Source organism: Bacillus sp. TE8-1 (assembly GCF_008368855.1).
GTDB classification, from domain to species: domain Bacteria; phylum Bacillota; class Bacilli; order Bacillales; family Bacillaceae_G; genus Bacillus_A; species Bacillus_A cereus.
The window spans coordinates 55,199-74,059 of sequence record NZ_QPET01000023.1 but is presented as its reverse complement, the minus strand read 5'-3'; the positions used below and the strand labels follow the sequence as shown (position 1 = coordinate 74,059).

Genomic DNA, 18,861 nt, shown 5'->3' with positions numbered 1-18,861 from the left:
TATGGACACTCCTTATGAATTTGTATTTTTTACTTCTTCAGTTACTTTTTGATCGTCTTTCTTTGCGTCTTCTGGGTTCGTTTCCCCAATCGGTTTATCAGACACTCTCTCAACGAAACGAAGAGAGACAACTTTATTATTAATAACGAGCTGTACATCGTTATTTTCCGCAAGACGAACTGTTTCTACTTGACCGGTTACTTTGTTTCCGTCACCGTCAACACCTCTTACGTATTTCCCTAAAAACTTCATTCCACCATCAAGTGCTGTTGAATACATCGTTGATTGCAGCTTATCTACTGCTTTCGTCATATTCTGTACTTGTTCCATAAGAGATAACTGCGCTGTCTGATTCATCATTTGATTCATATCCATCGCATTAAATGGATCTTGATGTTGGAAACTTGATAAAAACAATTTTAAGAAATCATCTTTCCCCATTACCCCAGGAGTCTTTTGCGCTCCTGCTGAAACTCCATTACTTTGTTGCACTGGCGATTGTACACCATTAACAGGTACATTACTTTTTTGCGCTCCTGCTTGTAACGGAATATGATTTGTACTCGTTGTATTTAATCCAACTGTTGGCACGCTTTATTCCTCCAATAATCCCGCAAATTCTGTTGATTGTTGTTTTTCATGATTTGTATTTGCTAATTTCTGTTTTTGCCTTTGCTCTTGTTCTCGCTGTTCTTTACGATTTTCATCTTTATCTGAATAGCTAATTTGAATATTGATTTCTTTTTCTTTTAACTTTAATCTCAATTCATCAAAAATGATTTCAACACGTTTTTTCGCATCGTGTTTTTCCATTTCTACGTGAACGTCAATTTGATCTCCGTGTTTTTTCATAAACACTGTTAATGTACCAAGTTTTTCTGGATTTAACTGGAATAAAACACGTTCTTGTTTCACTACAAATTTTTGCAGCGCTTCTACTTGCGCTTCCATTTTCTTTCCTAAGTCAGGTAACGAAACTTTCTCAGCACCACTATTTGATTTCCCTATTTGTTCGGTACTCGTCGTTTTATTTAATAATTCTGCACCTGCAGAGCTCGAATCGTTTAATGCATCAACTTCTGGCAACTCTACCTTTGCATCATCGCTCTCAAGTTTCGGAAGATCTACCTCTTTAAACTCTTCTTGTTCCTTTGCAATATTACAAGTTTCTGTTTCTACAGCCTTCAATGCTTGCATCGCTTGCTCTGGCATCTTCATTTTTTCTAATACCATTTGCATTGTATCTTCTAAACATATAGCATTTTTGATATTCATATTTGAAAGAAGTTCTTGTAATTGTTGTAATTCAGCTGCAGGTAATTCGTTAAGTTTAATATTGCCATATTCTTTATATAGCTCTTGTATTTTTTGTATGTATTGATATAACAATTCCGGCTGCACATGTAATTGCTCAATTGCAACCATTTGCTCAGATACAGCTAATAACAACTGTTCTGTCTCTTTTTTTTCTTCTTTCTTTACAATAGGTTCTTCTTCCGTTACCGATTTTTTAGAAAGAATATAATCTTTTCTCTCTTCTTTTGGTGCTTCTTCTCGTTTCGTTTTCTCCGTTTGCGGCTGTTTTTTATTTTCCATTCTCATCGTACGATCGAATGAAGAATCTTCATTTTTTGATTGTACTTCTAGCCCTTTTTCTTTTTGCGGAGGTAAACTTTGTTGCACCGGTAATACAGACTGTATCACTACATTCACCTCATCCATTCATACACATTTTCAAATCCAGAAGCATTTTTTCTTCCAGCTTTTCTTGTGCTTTCGCAAGCTTTTTGCAATCTTCTTGATACATCTCATCAATGACACGTTCTTTTTCTTTTACTTGCTCTAAAAGACTTTCATTTTTTTGAATAAAACCTTCCGTTTTTTTAATTTTCCGATTCCATTCTTCTATTCTTTCAGGTGAAAACGTATGTGAAGAAAGCATACCAGCCATAATACGTTGCCCAGTTTGTACGACTTTACTACGCGATTTCACAACATATAAATCATATTCTTTTTTTTGTTCTATTTTTCTTTTTTCAGCTGTTAATTCATACACTTCTTTTAAAATATGTTCTTTTTCTTGATTTATTTGCAATTTTATTGTGTCGTACTGCTGTTTATCCACCTGTTTTCATAACCCCTTTCTATTATAACGTTCTCTTTTTCTATTATATAGTTTTTTTCCAAAAAAATCTGTGAAATATTAAAAAACAAAAAAATAAGACCTCTTATGCAGAGGCCTTATACTATATGCTGTATCGCTTCAACGATATCATCAAATTGAAAACTATCCGATCGACCTTGCTTTAAAAATGTATTTATGCCTTCTACTTTATTTTTACATTCAAAAATATAAGCATTTTCTTCATTTTCTTGAATCGTTCCTAGCTTAAAATACAATTCATTTTCTTTATAAATTGATAAAATCTTTCTCATTTCATTTGCAAGTTGCCAATGATGTGGCGAAACAATTTCTTCCATAATCCTACTTACTGAATCTAATACTGAAATTGCAGGATAATGACTAAGCGTTGCAAGCTCACGCTTTAATACGATATGTCCATCTAAAATACCACGTGCTAAATCTGGTACAGGACCATTTAAATCGTCCCCATCAACAAGCACCGTATAAATACCTGTTATAGATCCCTTTTGTGTTTTTCCGGAACGCTCTAACAACTTCTTCATATAACTTTCCATTAACAGTGTTTTACCACCAATCGGTAACTCTTTAACAGCAATATCAACACTTCTTCGTGCATCGGCAAAACGAGTAACAGAGTCCATCATAAGTAATACGTTATTGCCTTGATCACGGAAGTATTCAGCAATAGACGTTGCAAGTTTCGCTGCACGAAGTTGCATAAGATGACTTTCATCTGACGTCGCTACAACAACGACGCTTTTTCGCATACCTTCCTCGCCTAACTCTTTTCGAATAAAGTCTTTTACTTCCCGGCCACGTTCTCCTACTAAACTAATAACATTTATATCAGCTTTTGCATTTTTTGCTATCATTCCAAGTAAAGTTGATTTACCAACACCTGACCCAGCAAAAATACCAATCTTTTGACCGATACCAATTGTTAGCATAGAATCAATTGATTTTATTCCTGTTTCAAATACATCGGTAATCTCTTCACGTTCAAATGCATGTATAGGTGGTGCATCTAGTTTTATTTTCTGTAATGGAATGTTTTCAGCTTCCTCATTTAACACTTCACCATTTGCACTTAACACTTTTCCGAGCAAGTGATTACCACGTGGTACAACAACATCTTCTGAAACTAATGTCACTGAATCTCCATAACATACTTTTTCTGTCTGTTCAAATGGAAGTAGCATATTATTTTCTTTTTCAATGGCAATCACTTCACATAAGACGTTATGTTCTCCAACGAAGCAAACATCTCCGATCTTCGCTTTCGGCCCTTTTGCTACGAAAAACTGTTCTTGTACACTATGAACTTTGCCTACTTTCGTATACAGCGGTGTTTCAATGAACTTATTCCATTTTTCGTTCTCATTCATTAACAGGCGGCTCATACATTTTGCTCCTCAAATAACTTCTCTTCTTCCCATTTCTGACGAAGTTTCGCAAATATAGGTGCAAATTTAAATTCAAAGAACTCTTTCTCTTCTTCCAGAACAAATTCACCAAACTGCAGGGAGAAATCATATTTCCATTCTACTAATTGTAGTAACCAATATTCTTTCGTATTCTCCTTCTCTTCTTGAATACGTTCAAACGTTTCTGGATGTACTGTAATGATTAATTTTTCAAACGAAGTTGGCAATGTTTGCACGATGCCAGTTAAAATAGGTAGCACATCAAGCAATCGTGAATCTACCGCTTGATTCACGATTTTTTCTGCTAAATGAAATGATTGATCCCATAATAACTCTGTCCATTCATATGCTATTTCTTGTTGTTCTTTTTGAAACTGCACACGCGCTGCTTCCATCTGTTCCATTTGTTCATGAATATGCATTTGAAATTGTTCTTTATCTTGTAATAACTGCTGACGCTCTCGTTCTAGCATTTGCTGCTCTTGCCTTAGCTGATTCATTTCCATATGTAATGATTCTTGCTGGGCGCGAAGCTCTGCATGATCTACTTGTAATTCTTCCTCTTCTATTTGGACTGAAGCTGGTTTTGGAAATTGTAATTCATACGTTTCTTCAGAAAAAGAAACAGAATTCTTCGGAATTCTGTTTTTAAATAAGGACATCCTCTTCACCTCTTTGAACGATAATTCTTCCTTCTTTCTCTAGCTTTTTCACTGTACCAGTGATCGTTTGCTGCGCTTTTTCAGCATCCGTCATCTTAAGCGGTCCTAAGCCATCTAATTCTTCTAGAATCATCTCTTTACGGTTTGAAGACATACATGTAAATAATTTCTCTTTAATTTCTTCTTTTGCAATTTTAAGTGCTTTCGCAAGAACACCGTTATCTGTAATTTCTTCTAATACACGGCGAAGCGCAAGATCTTCAAGACCAAGTAAGTCTTCAAAGACAAACATATTTTCTTTAATTTTCTCAGATAACTCATAATCGACTTCATCCAGTTTTTGAAAGACTGTTTTTTCAACACCTCGTGAAACATTATTTAAAATGTTTACGATTGTTTTCAAGCCATCAGTTTTATTAATTGCACTAAATGCCATATTATTTAATTTCGTTTTTAACAACTCACCAATTTGATTAATTAATTCACCATCAACTTGTTCTAGTTTCGCAATACCCATTACCGTTTCTACTCGCTTATGATCTGGCAATCTCTCAATTAATTGAGACGCAAGTTGCGGTTTAATATAAGAAGCGATAATTGCAATTGTTTGTGGTGACTCATCATTAAGCACTGTAAGAAGTGGTTCTAAATCTGTAAGTGAATTTAAGAATTCAAATGGATTATCTTTGTTATACCAAAGGTCTTCCAATAATTTTTCCAGTTCGTCTTCTGGCATGTTTTTAAATATACGACGAATATACTCTTTATCTGGAGTGACTAAGTTCAATTCTTTTACATTTAGTTCATATAAGAACTCTCCTAGTACATTCTCTAACGTTTCTGGTTTATATACACGAAACTTCGCAATTTCACGAAGTAATACTTCTTTTTCCTCAGCTGTCATATATTCAATGACTTTTGCTGCCACCCCTTCTTCTAATGTACGAATAAGGATGGCAGCTTTTTCTTTGGAGGAGATTTCATCTAACATCATTGTTCCTCCCTTACTGTCCGTTTAACCATTTTTTAATTACTTTTGCAGTACCTTCTACATGTTCTTTCGTAGCATCCTGCACTTGTTCATCTAACGTTGGTTCTTTCGGTTCTTCTGGTTCAGGTTTTGGCTCTGGCACTATTTTTTCTTCAGGAATTTCCAAGATACTTTCATTACTTGCAGCAATTTCCTCTTCTGCTAAGTATTCTTCATATTCCTCTTCTTCTTTCTTTCTCTTACGTCTTGCTAATAAGAACCATACTAGACCACCGATTACTAATAAGCCAGCTGTAATTCCACCGAATAACCACCAGTTCATACCACTTTTTTCTAGCTCTTTCTCTTTTTCGGCTTTCGGCTGATCGAACTGAACAGTTACAACGTTAACTTGACCATTTATAAAGTTACCGTTCGGATCAGCTTGAAGTCCTGCCGCTGTTCCGATTGCTTCTTTAAAAGTTGTCATATCAATTCTACGTTTTACTAACGTATCATTATCTACCCATACAACAACATTCGTTTTCGTTAATTCTGGGTGTTTCTTAATTGTTTCAACTGTTTTATCTATTTCATAATTTTCAATTTTGTTGCCATTTTTATTATCGTAGACAACTTTACCATTTTGATTATTGTTCGTACCGTAGTTTGGCACTTCACCGTTAGCTGTAATACCAGCACCTTGCTTCGTATCTGCCCCTTCTTGCGCAGTAGAGCTTTCCTCTTGCTCTTGTTTACTACGAAGTACACCTTTGTCACCATACTTCTCTGACTGACGTGTAACTTCATCGTAGTTTACAGATACTTTCGTATTCACTTTATATTCATTCGGTTTAAACATCGTCATTAACGTTGCATCAATGTCTTGCTTTAATTTACCTTCAAGTTGATGCTGCATCTCTACTTCTTTCTCGTAAGAAGAGGAACTACTAGAATGTGCTTCATCTGTCCCTTTTGAGATAACACCTTTTTTACTATCAATAACACTTACTTCTTCTGCTTTCACACCAGGAACCGCTGCACTTATCATTTGCTGTATACCCGCAACTTGATCAGCTGTTAACAATTGTCCACGCTTCACTCCAACCGTAATCGCCGCTGTTCCTTTCGCTTTTTCTTCATCAAAAATTGTCTCTTTTTCAGGCAATGTAATTTGAACATTTGCCGTTTCAACTGTCGCAAAGTTTCTTACAATATCTTGCTCCAATTGCTTCTTCGTACCGACAATTTGCTTCATTTTTTTATCTTGCTCACTTGAACCGAGCGAGCTTTCTAATAAAATTTCCTCACCGCTTTTCGAATTAAACGGTAAGCCCATCCCATTCATTTCTTTTCGAACCCATGGAGCATCATTCTTTTGCACACGAATTGAACCATCGGCCGCTAATTGGTAATCGACACCTAACTTCGATAATTCTGCTGTAATCTCTTGTTTATCTGCATCATTTAAATTTTGATATACAACAACATATTTATCTGGCAAGGTGAAGTATAAAAGTGCTCCTGTTACAATCGCTAAAAGCGCAGCACCGATTACTAACTTATGCCACGTTTTTAACGATTGGATAACATTTTTCATCTTTTCCATTTAAACACACCCGTCCACTTTCCTAAATTTGCATATTAATTAGTGACTTATAATTTTCAATAAGATTATCACGTACGAGAGCAGCCGTTTTCATTTGAGACTCAGCTTTCTTTTGCTGAATTAAAACGTCATGTGTTTCTCCTACCCCTTTAGTTAGTAAATCATATACTGCTGTTTGTGCATTGTTTTGTGTTTGATTCATATCTTCCAATAAATCAATAAACTTTTTCTCCGGAGCTACCGATGTTTGAGAAGTTTTCGGTGCACCAATTGACTGAATTGCTCCAAATGGTTGTGTATGTAACATTGGTTGAATTTTCATATTACTATCTTCCCCCTTATCCTCGGCCAATTTCTAAATCTTTATCAAGCATTTTTTTATTCGCATTTAATACACTCATATTCGCTTCATACATTTTTTGAGCAACCATTACATTCGTCATTTCAGCAGTTACATCAATATTGGGATAACGTACATATCCTTCTTCATTTGCGTGCGGATGCGTCGGATCATACACTAAATTTTCCGTTTTGTCTGCTTCAATACTTTTTATTTTTACTCCATTAGTAGGAGCCCCATCTAACATACTTGCAAAACTATTGTTTGATTCTAACACCACACTACGACGCTCATATAGATCTGCCCCCGGAGCCGCCGTCGTATTTGCATTTACAATATTGTTAGAAGTAACTTCCATCCACTTTCTCGCTGTCGTTAGTCCTGAGCCACTTGCATTAATTGCCTGAAACATCCGTTGTCTCTCCTTCTACTTTTAACGTCCGCGTGCCGCTTGGTTAATTGCATATTGTGTATTAATTGCGTTAATTGAAATACCGTATAACTGATTTGCTTTCATTAAATCTAGCATTTCTGTCGTTACATCCACACTATTTCCGTCTTTATTCGTTTGCATTGATTTTGTTTGAATCTTTGCATATGTATTTTTCGTATTTACTGTTGGTAAGTGCATTTCATTCGTTTGATATAAATCTGGATTGCTCTTTAAATCAGCCGCATTATTTTTATATAACGCACTACTTTTATTCATCTGCTCAGCAAATGTTACATCCTGTGCTTTATAGCCAGGTGTATTTGCATTTGCAATATTACTAGAAACAGTATTTCGTTTCGTCACTAAATAATTCATATAATGGCTTACATCACTCACTAAATCTGGCATATTCCACACCCTTTCTTTTCTAACGTAATGATCCACTGATAGAAGTTTCACTTCATTATTTATTTTCTTATATGCGTTTATTAAAATATTTACTATTATGTACCCTTACATATTTTATTCCATTTTTTCATTGTTGTCTTTAGAAAAATACAAAAATATAAAAAAGAATGCAAAAAACTGTATACACATAGTAATCTATAGAACATTTCAATATATAAACTACAAACTAAAGTCCATTTTTCTATTATTTAGATTACTATTATTTTTTCATCACAGTCATAAAATGAAACCTCAATCAGTGGAGTTCTTTATGTAAACGAAGGAATAGACCCCCTTTTAAAAGGGGAATCTGTTTCCAGACGTTATTATTAATATTTACCGTAAAATGAATTAGCCTTCATTCGCCCATTGTTTTCCATAATCATTTCTTCTAAAATCCTTTGCTTATCCCGAATATGCTGAGCTGCCTTAATAATTAGCGGGCTTACTTCTATTGCAACTTGCGCACGCGTTTCTTCATCCAATGTCATCATCCAGCGATTTAACATCTCACTCTTCTCAGCAAACTCTCTATCTGACACTTGCAATTCACCGATTTCATTAAAACAGTCGACAAACGTCCGATAAATATCATTGTTCATTTTCAAGTGCTCCGCGGTAGCCGTCTATTAAATCTTGTAACACTTTCACAATTGCATCAATATCTTTCGCTTCACGCGTTACTTTCATCGTTTGAATTTGAATGCTAATCCAATCATATAAACCATAGAGACTGTCATATAAATCTTTCGTAATCTCAGGATTTAATTGAAGCTTTAGTTCTTCAAAAATACGTTCTAATTTTTCAAGAAGTGCGTCCCCTTCTTGTAGTTTAAAAGTATGTAAAAGTTCTTCTAAATTACGAAACTCTACAATACATCTTTCATAAATAAAAATTGTATTTTTAATTGGGTTACTCGTCATAATATCATTTTGCATATAACGTTGCCATGCTTGCATACGATCACTTCCTCAACTTTCATTAATCATCACTTTTTTGTTTTGTCATTGCTTTAATTGTTTTTAGTTGGCTATCAAGCGCCGCCAATGTACTTTCTAGCTTTTGATACTTCTTCACAATTTCATCTTGCTTTTGTTTATTTTGCATATCAATATCGCTAATTTTTCTATCTAAATCACTTACACGCGAATCTATACTCTTTACTCGTTCCCCAACGACACCTTTATCACCGAAAAGCTTTTCAAGCGGGGCCTCCATCATTTTCCCTAAACCATTTGAGCTAAAGAAAAACTGTTTAGCTGTATCTGGCTTTTCTTTTAATGCCTTTGTTAGAGCTTCATCATCGACTTCTAATGTCCCATCCTGCTTTATTTGGATACCAAAATTAAATAAATAATTATCATCTTGAGAAAATGTTACAACGCTATTCATTACTTGACGTATGCTTTGCATAATTACTTGTCCCTGGAAGGCTCCACCTTTTCCAGCAAAAAGATCTACTGTAGAAACCGCTTTATTATAATCTGCCACCATTTTTTTAATAAGGTTGGATGCGTCGGTTACATTTGAATCACTTACTGTAAATTTTAAATCTATTCCTTTTGTGTCTGTACCAGTTCCACCGTCCGTTACCTTCGATTCAGTTACTTTTAATAACTCCACTTTTACACCAGGGAGTGTTTCAATTGTATTACTAGCACTTTTCCCTTCAATGCCATTAATACTGTATATTGCATCCTGTGCTTCATTAATGACGTTCACTGCTTTACCATCCACTGTAGATAAACCCATTTTTTGGAACAAATCAGATTTTTCACTTGTAAACTTAATTTCGCCTCCCATTCCCTCATTTTTAGCAGACATAAATACTTTGCCACCAAGCGTATATGCAGAAACACCATAGTCACCATCATTAATTTTATTAATTAAGTCCTTATAAGTCATATCCGTTGTTACTTTAAGTGGTTTCCCATTAATTTCTAATGTTTCTTCTGCAGGTAATTTTTCATCAATTTTAATATCATTTGAAGCAATTTGATGGCGTTGCGCAAGTTGCTTAATTGTCATATTGAATGTTCCCGAGATTGCTCCGCCATCAGCTATTACATTAATATAGCCATCCTGTGTTGTTGTAACTTTTTTTTCATTTCCTTTAAATGATGCTAAGTTTTTAAATGTTTGTGTAAAAGAACTAAATTCTGTTTTTAAACTTGTGTATAATTGTTTATCTTGTGTAAGTTGTTGTTTTTCCGTTGTATAGGGTGTTTTTTTCATATTTAATGCTTGTAGTTCTAATTCTACAAGATTAGAAGTATCGATCATATTATTTCCGAGGTTCCAAATTTGTTGTCTACCGCCAATACCTGTTAATGTTCCTGCCATGTTGTATCACTCCTTATTCGTTTACATATAATCTAAAATGCTCGTTTTACTCATCGTACTAACTGCTTTAAGCGTCGCTTCATACGTTGCATTTATATATGCTAAGTCAGAAATTGCGACCGCTAAATCGACATCCTCAATTTCTTTACGATTTTCTTGAAGCGCTAAATTTTGTTCACTTAAAATTGTTTTAAACGTCTCCATTGTGTTCATTGTTGAACCAACTTCAGTTGTACGGTTAATGATGCCATCTAAGTTTTTCTTATTTTCTCCTAATAACGGTTGTAACGCTTTTTGGTCACCTTTTTGCATCGCTTCGCTCATCTGTTTTAACGTTTTTATAACCGGGGATAATAATGCTTCTCCGTTACGGAACGCTTTGAATTCATAACCGTCATTTAGTTGCCAGTTCACATCATTTTTTCCGCCCTGGTATGTACCATCTTCTGTAAATGGTGGCTTCTCTGCACTATCACCACCGAAAATATAACGGCCTTGCTCTTTCGTATTCGCTAAATATACAACTTGTTTTAAAATTTGATCAATCTCTGCACCGATTGCTTTCAATTCTTTTTCACCATTTTGCTCACTTAATGCTTGTACTGTTAATTGATCTGCTCTCGTTAAAGATTTCAAAACACCTTGTAAAGTATTTTCAGTTTGTGTTAATACATTTTTCGAATCCGCTATATCTTTTTGCATTTGCTCCATATTTGCCAATGAATGTTGAATCGCAAATGATTTACTCGCTGCAAGTGGGTCTTCACTCATAAGAAGATTTTTCTTCCCTGAAGTTACTTGATTTCTATGGTATTGTTGTTGCACATTCAAATCCATTAACTGATTCTTTGCCCAGTTTGCATTTTGAAATGTAGATACTCTCATTTCTATCTCCTCCTTATATATTTCCAATCAATTACTATCACTTATCGAATAATCGAAAATAGACTATCAAACACTTCATTCATCGTAGTAATAGCTTTAGAATTTGCGACGAAGTATTTTTGGAAGGCCATTAAATTTACCATTTCCTCTTCCATATTTACCCCTTCGACGCTCATTTTTTCTTGCTGAATACCTTCTAGTAAGTCGCCATGAATTTTTTGATAAGCATTCACTGCACTTTTATCAGAGGCTACACGAACTATAAATTGGTCTAATGCTTGTTTATAAGAAAGACCTTCTTTATAATCTCCATCTGTAATTGCTGCTAGTTTATTTGCTGTTTCAGCAGATATTTTCATTTTCGAAACATCTTTTTGGAATTCTGGATTTAACTTCATATCCTTCGCATAATCTCCAACGAAGAAATCTTTTCCCATCACTGTATTCACTTGATTTTTCACTGAACTCATTAAGTCTTCGAGATTTTTTTTATAATCAACAATCTTTGCTTTCGTATCAATCGCTGACTTTATCGCTCCGCTAGTTACAGAGATTTCTGAACCGTAAATCTCAACTGACATTGGGTCTTTTTCTTTATTTAATTGAAGTGGATATGTATCTTGTCCATTTACTGTTAAAATACCATTCATTCTAACACTCGCGATATTAGGATTCATAGATTCATAAGATACTTCGATGTTTGCATACTTAGACATCTCTGTAACGATGCGATCTCGTTCGTCTAAAAGTTGATTCGGCACTTGTGTACCCGCTTGTCCAATTTTATGATTCGCTTCTGCTAAACTAGCAGCCAGACGATTAAATTCATTAACATGCGCTTCAATATCTTCTGCTGTCTGTGCTTCCACTGTATCTAAGTTTTTCGCAAGACGATTCACTTGACTTGTGAACTTCCCAGTTTCAGAAATTAATGTATCATAGTAGTTTGGTTGCTCTGGATTTTTTGCTACTTCACGAAAGGCATTAAAGAAACCGTCCATTAAACTAGATAATGAATTCTTCCCTGTCGTTCCAACCATAGACTCTACACGTGATAAAGTCGAATTCATATAGTTATAGTAAGAGAGCTGAGATAATTGATCATTAAACTGCTTCGTTTTTACCTCATCAGTAATACGGTCAACACCTAGCGTTTGTACACCGTAACCAATTCTCTGTTCTGGCGTATGACCATTGCTTGCTCCAACAGATCCGTAATTCACCATTTGACGAACATAACCCGGTGTATGAATGTTAGACAAGTTTTGTTTCGTTGTTTGTAACCCCATTTGAGCCGCTAACATACCCGATAGCGGTGTATTATAATCAGATAATCTCATAAAGCTTCACTTCTCCTTTACAATAGTTCATTCATAAAGATTTGCGAATTATTGTTTCGCTCTAAGTTATATTCAGAAACAGAATCCACAATACTTTCTGTAGTTTTTAATAGTACGTTTAAGTAATATTGATTTTTCAAAAGAATCATTTTTACATTCTCTTCTAATTCAGTTACGTTTTTTTGTAATTCTTCCATTTTTTCAATTTCTTCTTGAGAAAAATACGAAAATAACGCACTTACACGAAACGATTCAACCCCTTGTTCTTTACAGAACTGAACAACCATTTCTTCAAATGAGCTTGATAACCCTTTTAAACCATCAATGTACTGCAATTGCTCTACTTGCAACTTTTGAACTGCATTTACATTTTTATTTTTTAAATTATCATATATTTGCTCTCCAAGCGCTTGAATATTTTCATACGCTTTTTGAATAATAACGAGTTTTTCATATAATTGTATGTACATATAGCTTCCTTTCTTTTACAAGACTAAATTCACAATTAAACCATGGATTTCTCCAATTTGATTTAACATTTCTAAATGTCCTGTTTTCGTATTAATTAAATTCATAACATCTTCTAATTCATTCAATCCCATTTCTGCCTGTTTCACAATCGTCATTTTCTGTGAATATCCGTAACGCGGGTGACGAGACATGACATCTTTATACTGCAATACATTATCAACGTAAAAATTCAAAAATGATTTTACTGTATTTTTGTATTCCATTACATTATCAAGCGTTAATTCCATTTCAATTTTCTCTTTAATTTCTCCAATATTATCGACAAACGCTTCCATTTGTTCTAGCAATTTATCTTTTTTCGGATCTGCATGCAAATTATCCGAAAATGCAAGTCCTGTCCTGACATTTGCTTCTTTCGGCATTTGAGTAGCAGGCGGTATATGCGATAAAATTGGATTATGCGAGATAGAACGTAGCATATATATCACCTATTTATTTTTTTATTTCTTCCTAAACTTAATCGTAAAATCCAGTTATTTATAATTATACTCTGAACAGTAATATTTTGCAGTTATTTTTTATAAAAGATATGTTACAATTTAGCATGAGGTGGCACAATTCTATGAATATTTTCCTTTGTGGTTCAAATCAATTAACAGCATTAGATCAAGAAGAAATTAAAAAATTTTTAACTGACTATGCTCACAAACATAAAATTTACATATTATGTTATAAATCTATTGAAAATGAGGTTCTTCGTTTTTTCGTTGAGAATGAAAGACTCGCTCAAAATTTATGCCTTTACACGCTGCAACCATTGCAAGCAATTACAGATGAATTTCAAGAAGTCGTTGATTACTTAAAAAAACACGGAGCCGAATATGTTGCTTTTGATCATCCTTCCGACTCCATTTACCGATCAGATTATATGTTTTTTGTTAAACAAATTATTGAAGACACTGATTTAGTTCTCTGTTTTTATAATGGTGACAAACATACATCTGTCATCCCTGTCGATGTTGCAAAAGAAGCAGGTATTGATGCTGTCATTTATGATTTACCAGGATTACATGAAAAGCAAATGAAAAAAAGCTTTGAACAAAAAATTCGTATGATGTAAAGGGGGAGGCACAATACCATTATTGTGCCCATTGTAAATATGATAATTGAACAAGATTATGATCATTTTATCGCGAGTTTTAAACAACAATTCAATATGGACATCGCTTCATATAAACAAGATAGAATGCGCCGTAGAATCGATGCTTTCATTTCGAGAAAAGGCTTCGAAAACTACACTAATTTTTTAAACAAATTACGCGCTGATCAAAATTTATTTTTAAATTTTATTGACTATATTACAATTAACGTTTCAGAGTTTTTTAGAAATAAAGAACGATGGCAAACTTTAGAGTCGAAAGCACTACCAAAATTACTCGAACAAAATAGCGGAAAATTAAAGGTATGGAGTGCCGCTTGCGCTGCTGGTGAAGAACCATATACACTCTCTTTAATTTTATCAAAGCATCTAGCTCCATTTCGTTTTGAAATTCAAGCAACAGATCTTGATTTTCATATTTTAGAAACCGCAAAACGCGCTCAATATACAGAACGTTCGTTAAAGGAATTACCTACTGATTTGAAAGAACGTCATTTCACAAAAGAGAATGGTCTATATTCATTGCATCAAAACATTAAACAAAACGTCTCGTTTAAACAACATGACCTTTTAATGCAGTCATTCGATACAAATTATGATTTGATTATTTGTCGTAATGTAATGATATATTTCACAGAAGAAGCAAGAGTAAAACTTTACGAAAAATTTAGTCGTTCTTTACGAAAAGGCGGTGTACTATTTGTTGGTAGTACGGAACAAATTTTAACACCCGAACGTTACAATCTTCAGCGATTTGATACATTCTTCTACGAAAAAATATAAAAGAGGTCGTCACAATGGAGTGACGACCTTTTTACATAACTCGAATTAAAATAATACCGACAATCCATATGAAGAGAAAAAGAAACGTCATAGACCATTTATGTTCTTGCATCGTTTGTTTCAACGACTGTGACAATTGTGTCATGTTCATTTCCGCAAGCGCTCTCCATACACTTACATCCCGATCTTTAGCAATGCGGTCTGTAACGCTAATTAAAATTGTTTCGTTAGACAATTTCGTTATATAAGCAGTAATAACCGTTACCATCAAATTTATATTTCCTTCTGAAGAATCACTTTCCACTCTAGAGATAAGTGCACTTACATCTAGTAAAGGAATATGTACTTTTCTACCAAATGATAGTTGTACTTCAGCGAAATCATATGTTCCATCTAACAAAGGAAGTTCTTTTATGTGCGCCTGCTTAATAAGTCCTTGTAGGCTTCTAATTACTTGTTCAAACACTTTTTCTGATTGCTTTCCTTCTTGAGATAATGTATGTAACTTTTTAAAAAGTTGTAACACTGTATCCATCTCTTTAGAAAGCATTTCCTTCATAATCTTTCCATCACTTAAACTTGCAAGTAAAATACCTATTTCATTATTTTTCGAAATAATTTTAGACTGTCCAGTAAACACTAAATTGCTACGCTTTCGTTCTTTCTGGATTTCATGCTCCGAAATAGCTGCAGGCTGTTTTAATGGTTGTAGCGTCTTATCTTCAATTGTCGTACGTTTAATCTCCATTTAAGCGCCTCCACTACTATGAAATAATTAGCCCCATTCTTTATTACTCTTTAAAACTAAAAACAGTACGAACAAACCTGACATGATAGTAAACACATCCGAAGCTTGTACTCCCTGTTCACCTTTTTCTTCTTCCTTGTCTTTCGTTTCTTCTTTTTGTTCTTTCTTTTTAGAGACAACTTGTTTGTTACTTTTCTCTTTTTGGTCCTTTGCCTTATGTACTTCCTTGTTGTCTTCGAACGGCTCTTTTATAACGTAAGTAAATTCCTCTTTCTCTTTCAACGGTTCTTTTATAAACTTATTTACTTTCTCATCTTGCTTCGGAATTTGAACAACCGGCAATTTTTCTTCTAGAAGCGGGTTTTTGATTTTCAAATCTTCTTGCTTCTCATTTTCTTTCTTATCTTCTAATTCATTTTCTAGTTTATTATCTAATTTCTCTTCTTTCTCTTTCTCTTCTATCTTTTTATCATCTTCGTTTTTTGGCGCCAAAACAGAAATGGTATATTCACTTTCTTCAACAAGTTTATTACCTGCTGCATCTATTATCTCTACAAGTAATTCGTATGGCCCAGTCGGCAATGCTTCTGTTATTTCAAATACTTTTTCCCAATCCATATCATGCTTGTTGTAGTCTAATAAAAACGAAAGCTCTTTATTTTCTTTCCCTTTTAATGTAACGCGCACTTCTTTTACAACCGATTCTATATCTGACGCTTTTACTCGTATATGTATAGAATCTCCCTGTTTTCGTTCAACTAAGTTCTCTTTTACTTCATCAATAGTAACTTTCTGTAACTTTGGCAATTCTTTATCTATAGTTGGCGTTTCATTTTTAATACGAATGAGCGGGACTTTCACTTCATTTTTTACGATTTCTTCTTTCTCATTCTCTTTGTAACTTTGAACGAGCTGAAGATTCCAATCACCTTGCAAATCAAAATCCTCTGCTTTATAGTTAGCAACCCAGCTCTTCGTTTCTTCATCATACTCAAAAGATAGTATTCTTTCTTGCGCATATTGCTCGCCATTTTTTTGTAACTGCAATATACCTTTCATACTTTCAATGTTTTTCCCATTTGGTTCTACAGCAATTCGCACTTCTTCGCCAACTCTAAGCTCCGGCTTATTTACTGTAATAATTCCTTGTTCTGTTTCTATCTTTCTTTCATTCAATTGTTTATTTACTACTTCTTGTTGCTCTGCTTCTTTTTGTTTCTCTTCATCTTGCTTCGTTTCCACTTGTTCTGACGATTCTTGAGATTCCTTATTTTCTTCTTGTACATTCACTTCATTTATTTTTTGATCTGACTCAATTTGTTCCTCAGCCTGACTTTGCAAGGGGAAGAACAAGCACACATGTATGCATAGCCAACTCATTAGAAAAAACTTTACGTTTTTCATCTACTAGTTCAAACTCCTATTTCAATGCCTTATAGTGATTTCGTCACTTTTACTCCAAAAAATCCATCTACATTTACAAGTTCACCATACGCCACTAATACATCATTTACATAAATACGAATCGGTTCCTCAATATCCTCATCTAGTACAACTGCTTCATTTTCTTGTAAACTTAATATATCTTGAATCGTTTTCACTGTACTTCCAAATACAAATTTCACGTTCATTTCTACATTTTGTAGAATGGACGTGTCCATATATACTGGTTCCATTTGTTTTACTTCTTTAAATTCAATAGGTTGCACAACTGGTTCTACAATTTTTTCTTCTTCAATTTCTTCTGTGGCAATCTCTTCTTCTTCCACCATCGGATACAGAAGTCGCCTTACCATTTCTTTCGCTTCGGAAATTGGCAAAATTTGATACATCTTCGATTGAAGCAAATCGCCAATTTCAAGATTGAACGTAATTTGAACGAGTTCGTCCACTTCCATTGACTCTCCCAAATATTCCATTTCTTCTTTTAACGTTACAAATTTAACATTTGGCGGCGTCATGTCCATTTTTTCTTGAAACATTTCTGACATCGCCGTAGCAGCATGACCCATCATTTGGTTCATAATTTCTTTAATACCGCTCAGTTCTAATTCAGTAAGCTCTTTTTCTGGGTCAACTTCCCCTGTTCCCATCATCATTAAATCTACCATTGTTAAGGCAACATCTTTCGTAAATACGAATACATTCTCATTCTTTAGCCCTTCAACAAAGTCGACATTTAAAATAACAAATGGTACTGGTACTCCATCATAATGACGAACATTGATTGCTTCCACATTTGGTGTACTAATTGTAACTGGCTGATTTAAAAGCGTTGACAATACTGTTGAAGCGGAGCCAATTGAAATATTTGCAATTTCACCAAGCACATCTTTCTCTTCTTGTGTTAAATGCTCTTTTTCAACTTCTTCTACAATCTCAGTTTCCACTACTTCTGCTGGTTCGTCTGTTTCTTCTACTCCACCAGATAATTGCATTAATTTATTTACCATTTGTTTCGCATGCTCAACTGAAACAATTTGTACAAGTTTAGAGTTTACAAGATTATCTATCTTTAAATCAAACGATACTTTAACAATCGTATGATTCCCATCGATTTCAGAGATTTTCTCCATTTCTTCTGATAACTTTACAACTTTAATCGTCGGCGGAGACATATCTACTGTATCTTGGAAGAATTCCGACATAGATGTAGCTGCGAATCCCATCATTTGATTCATCGCTTCTTGTACAGCACTTAGCTCTAATTCACCAAGTTCTTTTCCGTCCTCGACTTCACCTGTTCCCATCATCATTAAATCAGCAATGGACAATGCAACATCTTGCTTAAGAACAAGAAGGTTTTCCATATCTAATCCTTTTGTAAAATGAATGTTTAATACAACATGTGGAACTTCGACATCTCTTGAATCATATAAATCTACCAACTCTATACGAGGAGCAGTAATGCTTACTTGCCTATTTAAAATTGTTGATAATACAGTCGAAGCTGAACCAAATGATATATTTGCAATTTCGCCAAGAATATCGCATTCTTGGGGCGTTAAATGCTCATTTTCTTTTTCTAGCACAATCGTGCTCGTATCCCCTTTTGTGTGTTGCTCAGGCATTTTCCCTGCCTCCTCATTTCTGTTTTTCT

General features: G+C 34.4%; 22 protein-coding genes. 2 read left to right on the top strand and 20 right to left on the bottom strand.

Going from position 1 to position 18,861, the window contains the following annotated elements; all coding sequences use genetic code 11:
• Positions 1-12 precede the first annotated feature (12 nt).
• From DN404_RS21410 to DN404_RS21330, 17 genes are all read right to left on the bottom strand, one after another.
• Entirely contained in the window at positions 13-591 is a 579-nt protein-coding gene (locus DN404_RS21410) for a flagellar hook assembly protein FlgD (RefSeq protein WP_001143460.1), read from the bottom strand.
• 3 nt (positions 592-594) lie between these two features.
• The gene (locus DN404_RS21405) at positions 595-1,704 is read right to left on the bottom strand and encodes a flagellar hook-length control protein FliK (RefSeq protein ID WP_044584277.1); all 1,110 of its coding nucleotides are present in this window, start codon (positions 1,702-1,704) and stop codon (positions 595-597) included.
• A 10-nt stretch (positions 1,705-1,714) separates the two neighbouring features.
• Complete coding sequence (locus tag DN404_RS21400) at positions 1,715-2,125, bottom strand: hypothetical protein (RefSeq protein ID WP_000360855.1); 411 nt, start codon at positions 2,123-2,125, stop codon at positions 1,715-1,717.
• 116 nt (positions 2,126-2,241) lie between these two features.
• Positions 2,242-3,546, bottom strand: coding sequence for a flagellar protein export ATPase FliI (gene fliI, locus DN404_RS21395; protein ID WP_000088693.1), 1,305 nt, complete (start codon positions 3,544-3,546; stop codon positions 2,242-2,244).
• Positions 3,543-4,232, bottom strand: a complete 690-nt coding sequence (locus tag DN404_RS21390; RefSeq protein WP_149215436.1) for a FliH/SctL family protein — start codon at positions 4,230-4,232, stop codon at positions 3,543-3,545. Before DN404_RS21390 ends, fliI begins: the two co-directional genes overlap by 4 nt.
• Positions 4,219-5,223 carry a flagellar motor switch protein FliG gene (fliG, locus tag DN404_RS21385; RefSeq protein ID WP_065224024.1) on the bottom strand — a complete coding sequence of 335 codons (1,005 nt, stop codon included), beginning with the start codon at positions 5,221-5,223 and terminating at the stop codon, positions 4,219-4,221. Before fliG ends, DN404_RS21390 begins: the two co-directional genes overlap by 14 nt.
• Before the next feature lie 13 nt (positions 5,224-5,236).
• Positions 5,237-6,811 (bottom strand): flagellar M-ring protein FliF C-terminal domain-containing protein, encoded by a 1,575-nt coding sequence (locus tag DN404_RS21380; RefSeq protein WP_149215435.1) that lies wholly within the window; start codon positions 6,809-6,811, stop codon positions 5,237-5,239.
• A gap of 22 nt (positions 6,812-6,833) precedes the next feature.
• A complete protein-coding gene (gene fliE, locus DN404_RS21375) occupies positions 6,834-7,133 on the bottom strand; it encodes a flagellar hook-basal body complex protein FliE (RefSeq protein WP_000701670.1) in 300 nt (99 codons plus the stop codon).
• Positions 7,134-7,149: 16 nt separating this feature from the next.
• Positions 7,150-7,563, bottom strand: a complete 414-nt coding sequence (gene flgC / locus DN404_RS21370; protein WP_149215434.1) for a flagellar basal body rod protein FlgC — start codon at positions 7,561-7,563, stop codon at positions 7,150-7,152.
• Between the two features lie 21 nt (positions 7,564-7,584).
• Positions 7,585-8,043 carry a flagellar basal body rod protein FlgB gene (gene flgB, locus DN404_RS21365; protein WP_370512803.1) on the bottom strand — a complete coding sequence of 153 codons (459 nt, stop codon included), beginning with the start codon at positions 8,041-8,043 and terminating at the stop codon, positions 7,585-7,587.
• Between the two features lie 317 nt (positions 8,044-8,360).
• Positions 8,361-8,633, bottom strand: coding sequence for a hypothetical protein (locus DN404_RS21360; protein ID WP_006922667.1), 273 nt, complete (start codon positions 8,631-8,633; stop codon positions 8,361-8,363).
• Positions 8,623-8,991 (bottom strand): flagellar export chaperone FliS, encoded by a 369-nt coding sequence (locus DN404_RS21355; protein WP_001149516.1) that lies wholly within the window; start codon positions 8,989-8,991, stop codon positions 8,623-8,625. Before DN404_RS21355 ends, DN404_RS21360 begins: the two co-directional genes overlap by 11 nt.
• Before the next feature lie 22 nt (positions 8,992-9,013).
• Entirely contained in the window at positions 9,014-10,375 is a 1,362-nt protein-coding gene (locus tag DN404_RS21350) for a flagellar hook-associated protein 2 (protein ID WP_006922666.1), read from the bottom strand.
• A 21-nt stretch (positions 10,376-10,396) separates the two neighbouring features.
• Positions 10,397-11,260, bottom strand: a complete 864-nt coding sequence (locus DN404_RS21345; RefSeq protein ID WP_001266413.1) for a flagellar hook-associated protein 3 — start codon at positions 11,258-11,260, stop codon at positions 10,397-10,399.
• 41 nt (positions 11,261-11,301) lie between these two features.
• Positions 11,302-12,600 (bottom strand): flagellar hook-associated protein FlgK, encoded by a 1,299-nt coding sequence (gene flgK / locus DN404_RS21340; protein ID WP_001239713.1) that lies wholly within the window; start codon positions 12,598-12,600, stop codon positions 11,302-11,304.
• 17 nt (positions 12,601-12,617) lie between these two features.
• On the bottom strand, positions 12,618-13,070 hold the full coding sequence (locus DN404_RS21335) for a hypothetical protein (protein WP_149215433.1): 453 nt from the start codon (positions 13,068-13,070) through the stop codon (positions 12,618-12,620).
• A 15-nt stretch (positions 13,071-13,085) separates the two neighbouring features.
• Positions 13,086-13,550 carry a YaaR family protein gene (locus DN404_RS21330; RefSeq protein WP_000946323.1) on the bottom strand — a complete coding sequence of 155 codons (465 nt, stop codon included), beginning with the start codon at positions 13,548-13,550 and terminating at the stop codon, positions 13,086-13,088.
• Positions 13,551-13,693: 143 nt separating this feature from the next.
• Here DN404_RS21330 and DN404_RS21325 point away from each other — a divergent pair, with 143 nt between their 5' ends.
• Both DN404_RS21325 and DN404_RS21320 read left to right on the top strand, forming a co-directional pair.
• Positions 13,694-14,191 (top strand): flagellar motor switch protein FliG, encoded by a 498-nt coding sequence (locus DN404_RS21325; protein WP_001020110.1) that lies wholly within the window; start codon positions 13,694-13,696, stop codon positions 14,189-14,191.
• 39 nt (positions 14,192-14,230) lie between these two features.
• Positions 14,231-15,013 (top strand): CheR family methyltransferase, encoded by a 783-nt coding sequence (locus DN404_RS21320; RefSeq protein ID WP_021728666.1) that lies wholly within the window; start codon positions 14,231-14,233, stop codon positions 15,011-15,013.
• A 31-nt stretch (positions 15,014-15,044) separates the two neighbouring features.
• Here the strand turns inward: DN404_RS21320 and DN404_RS21315 are convergent, their stop codons facing one another.
• The 3 genes from DN404_RS21315 to DN404_RS21305 are packed head-to-tail and all read right to left on the bottom strand — an operon-like array spanning position 15,045 to position 18,832.
• On the bottom strand, positions 15,045-15,761 hold the full coding sequence (locus DN404_RS21315) for a hypothetical protein (protein WP_149215432.1): 717 nt from the start codon (positions 15,759-15,761) through the stop codon (positions 15,045-15,047).
• Positions 15,762-15,788: 27 nt separating this feature from the next.
• Entirely contained in the window at positions 15,789-17,165 is a 1,377-nt protein-coding gene (locus DN404_RS21310) for a transglycosylase (protein ID WP_149215431.1), read from the bottom strand.
• A 29-nt stretch (positions 17,166-17,194) separates the two neighbouring features.
• A complete protein-coding gene (locus DN404_RS21305) occupies positions 17,195-18,832 on the bottom strand; it encodes a flagellar motor switch protein (protein ID WP_149215430.1) in 1,638 nt (545 codons plus the stop codon).
• Between the last annotated feature and the right edge of the window lie 29 nt (positions 18,833-18,861).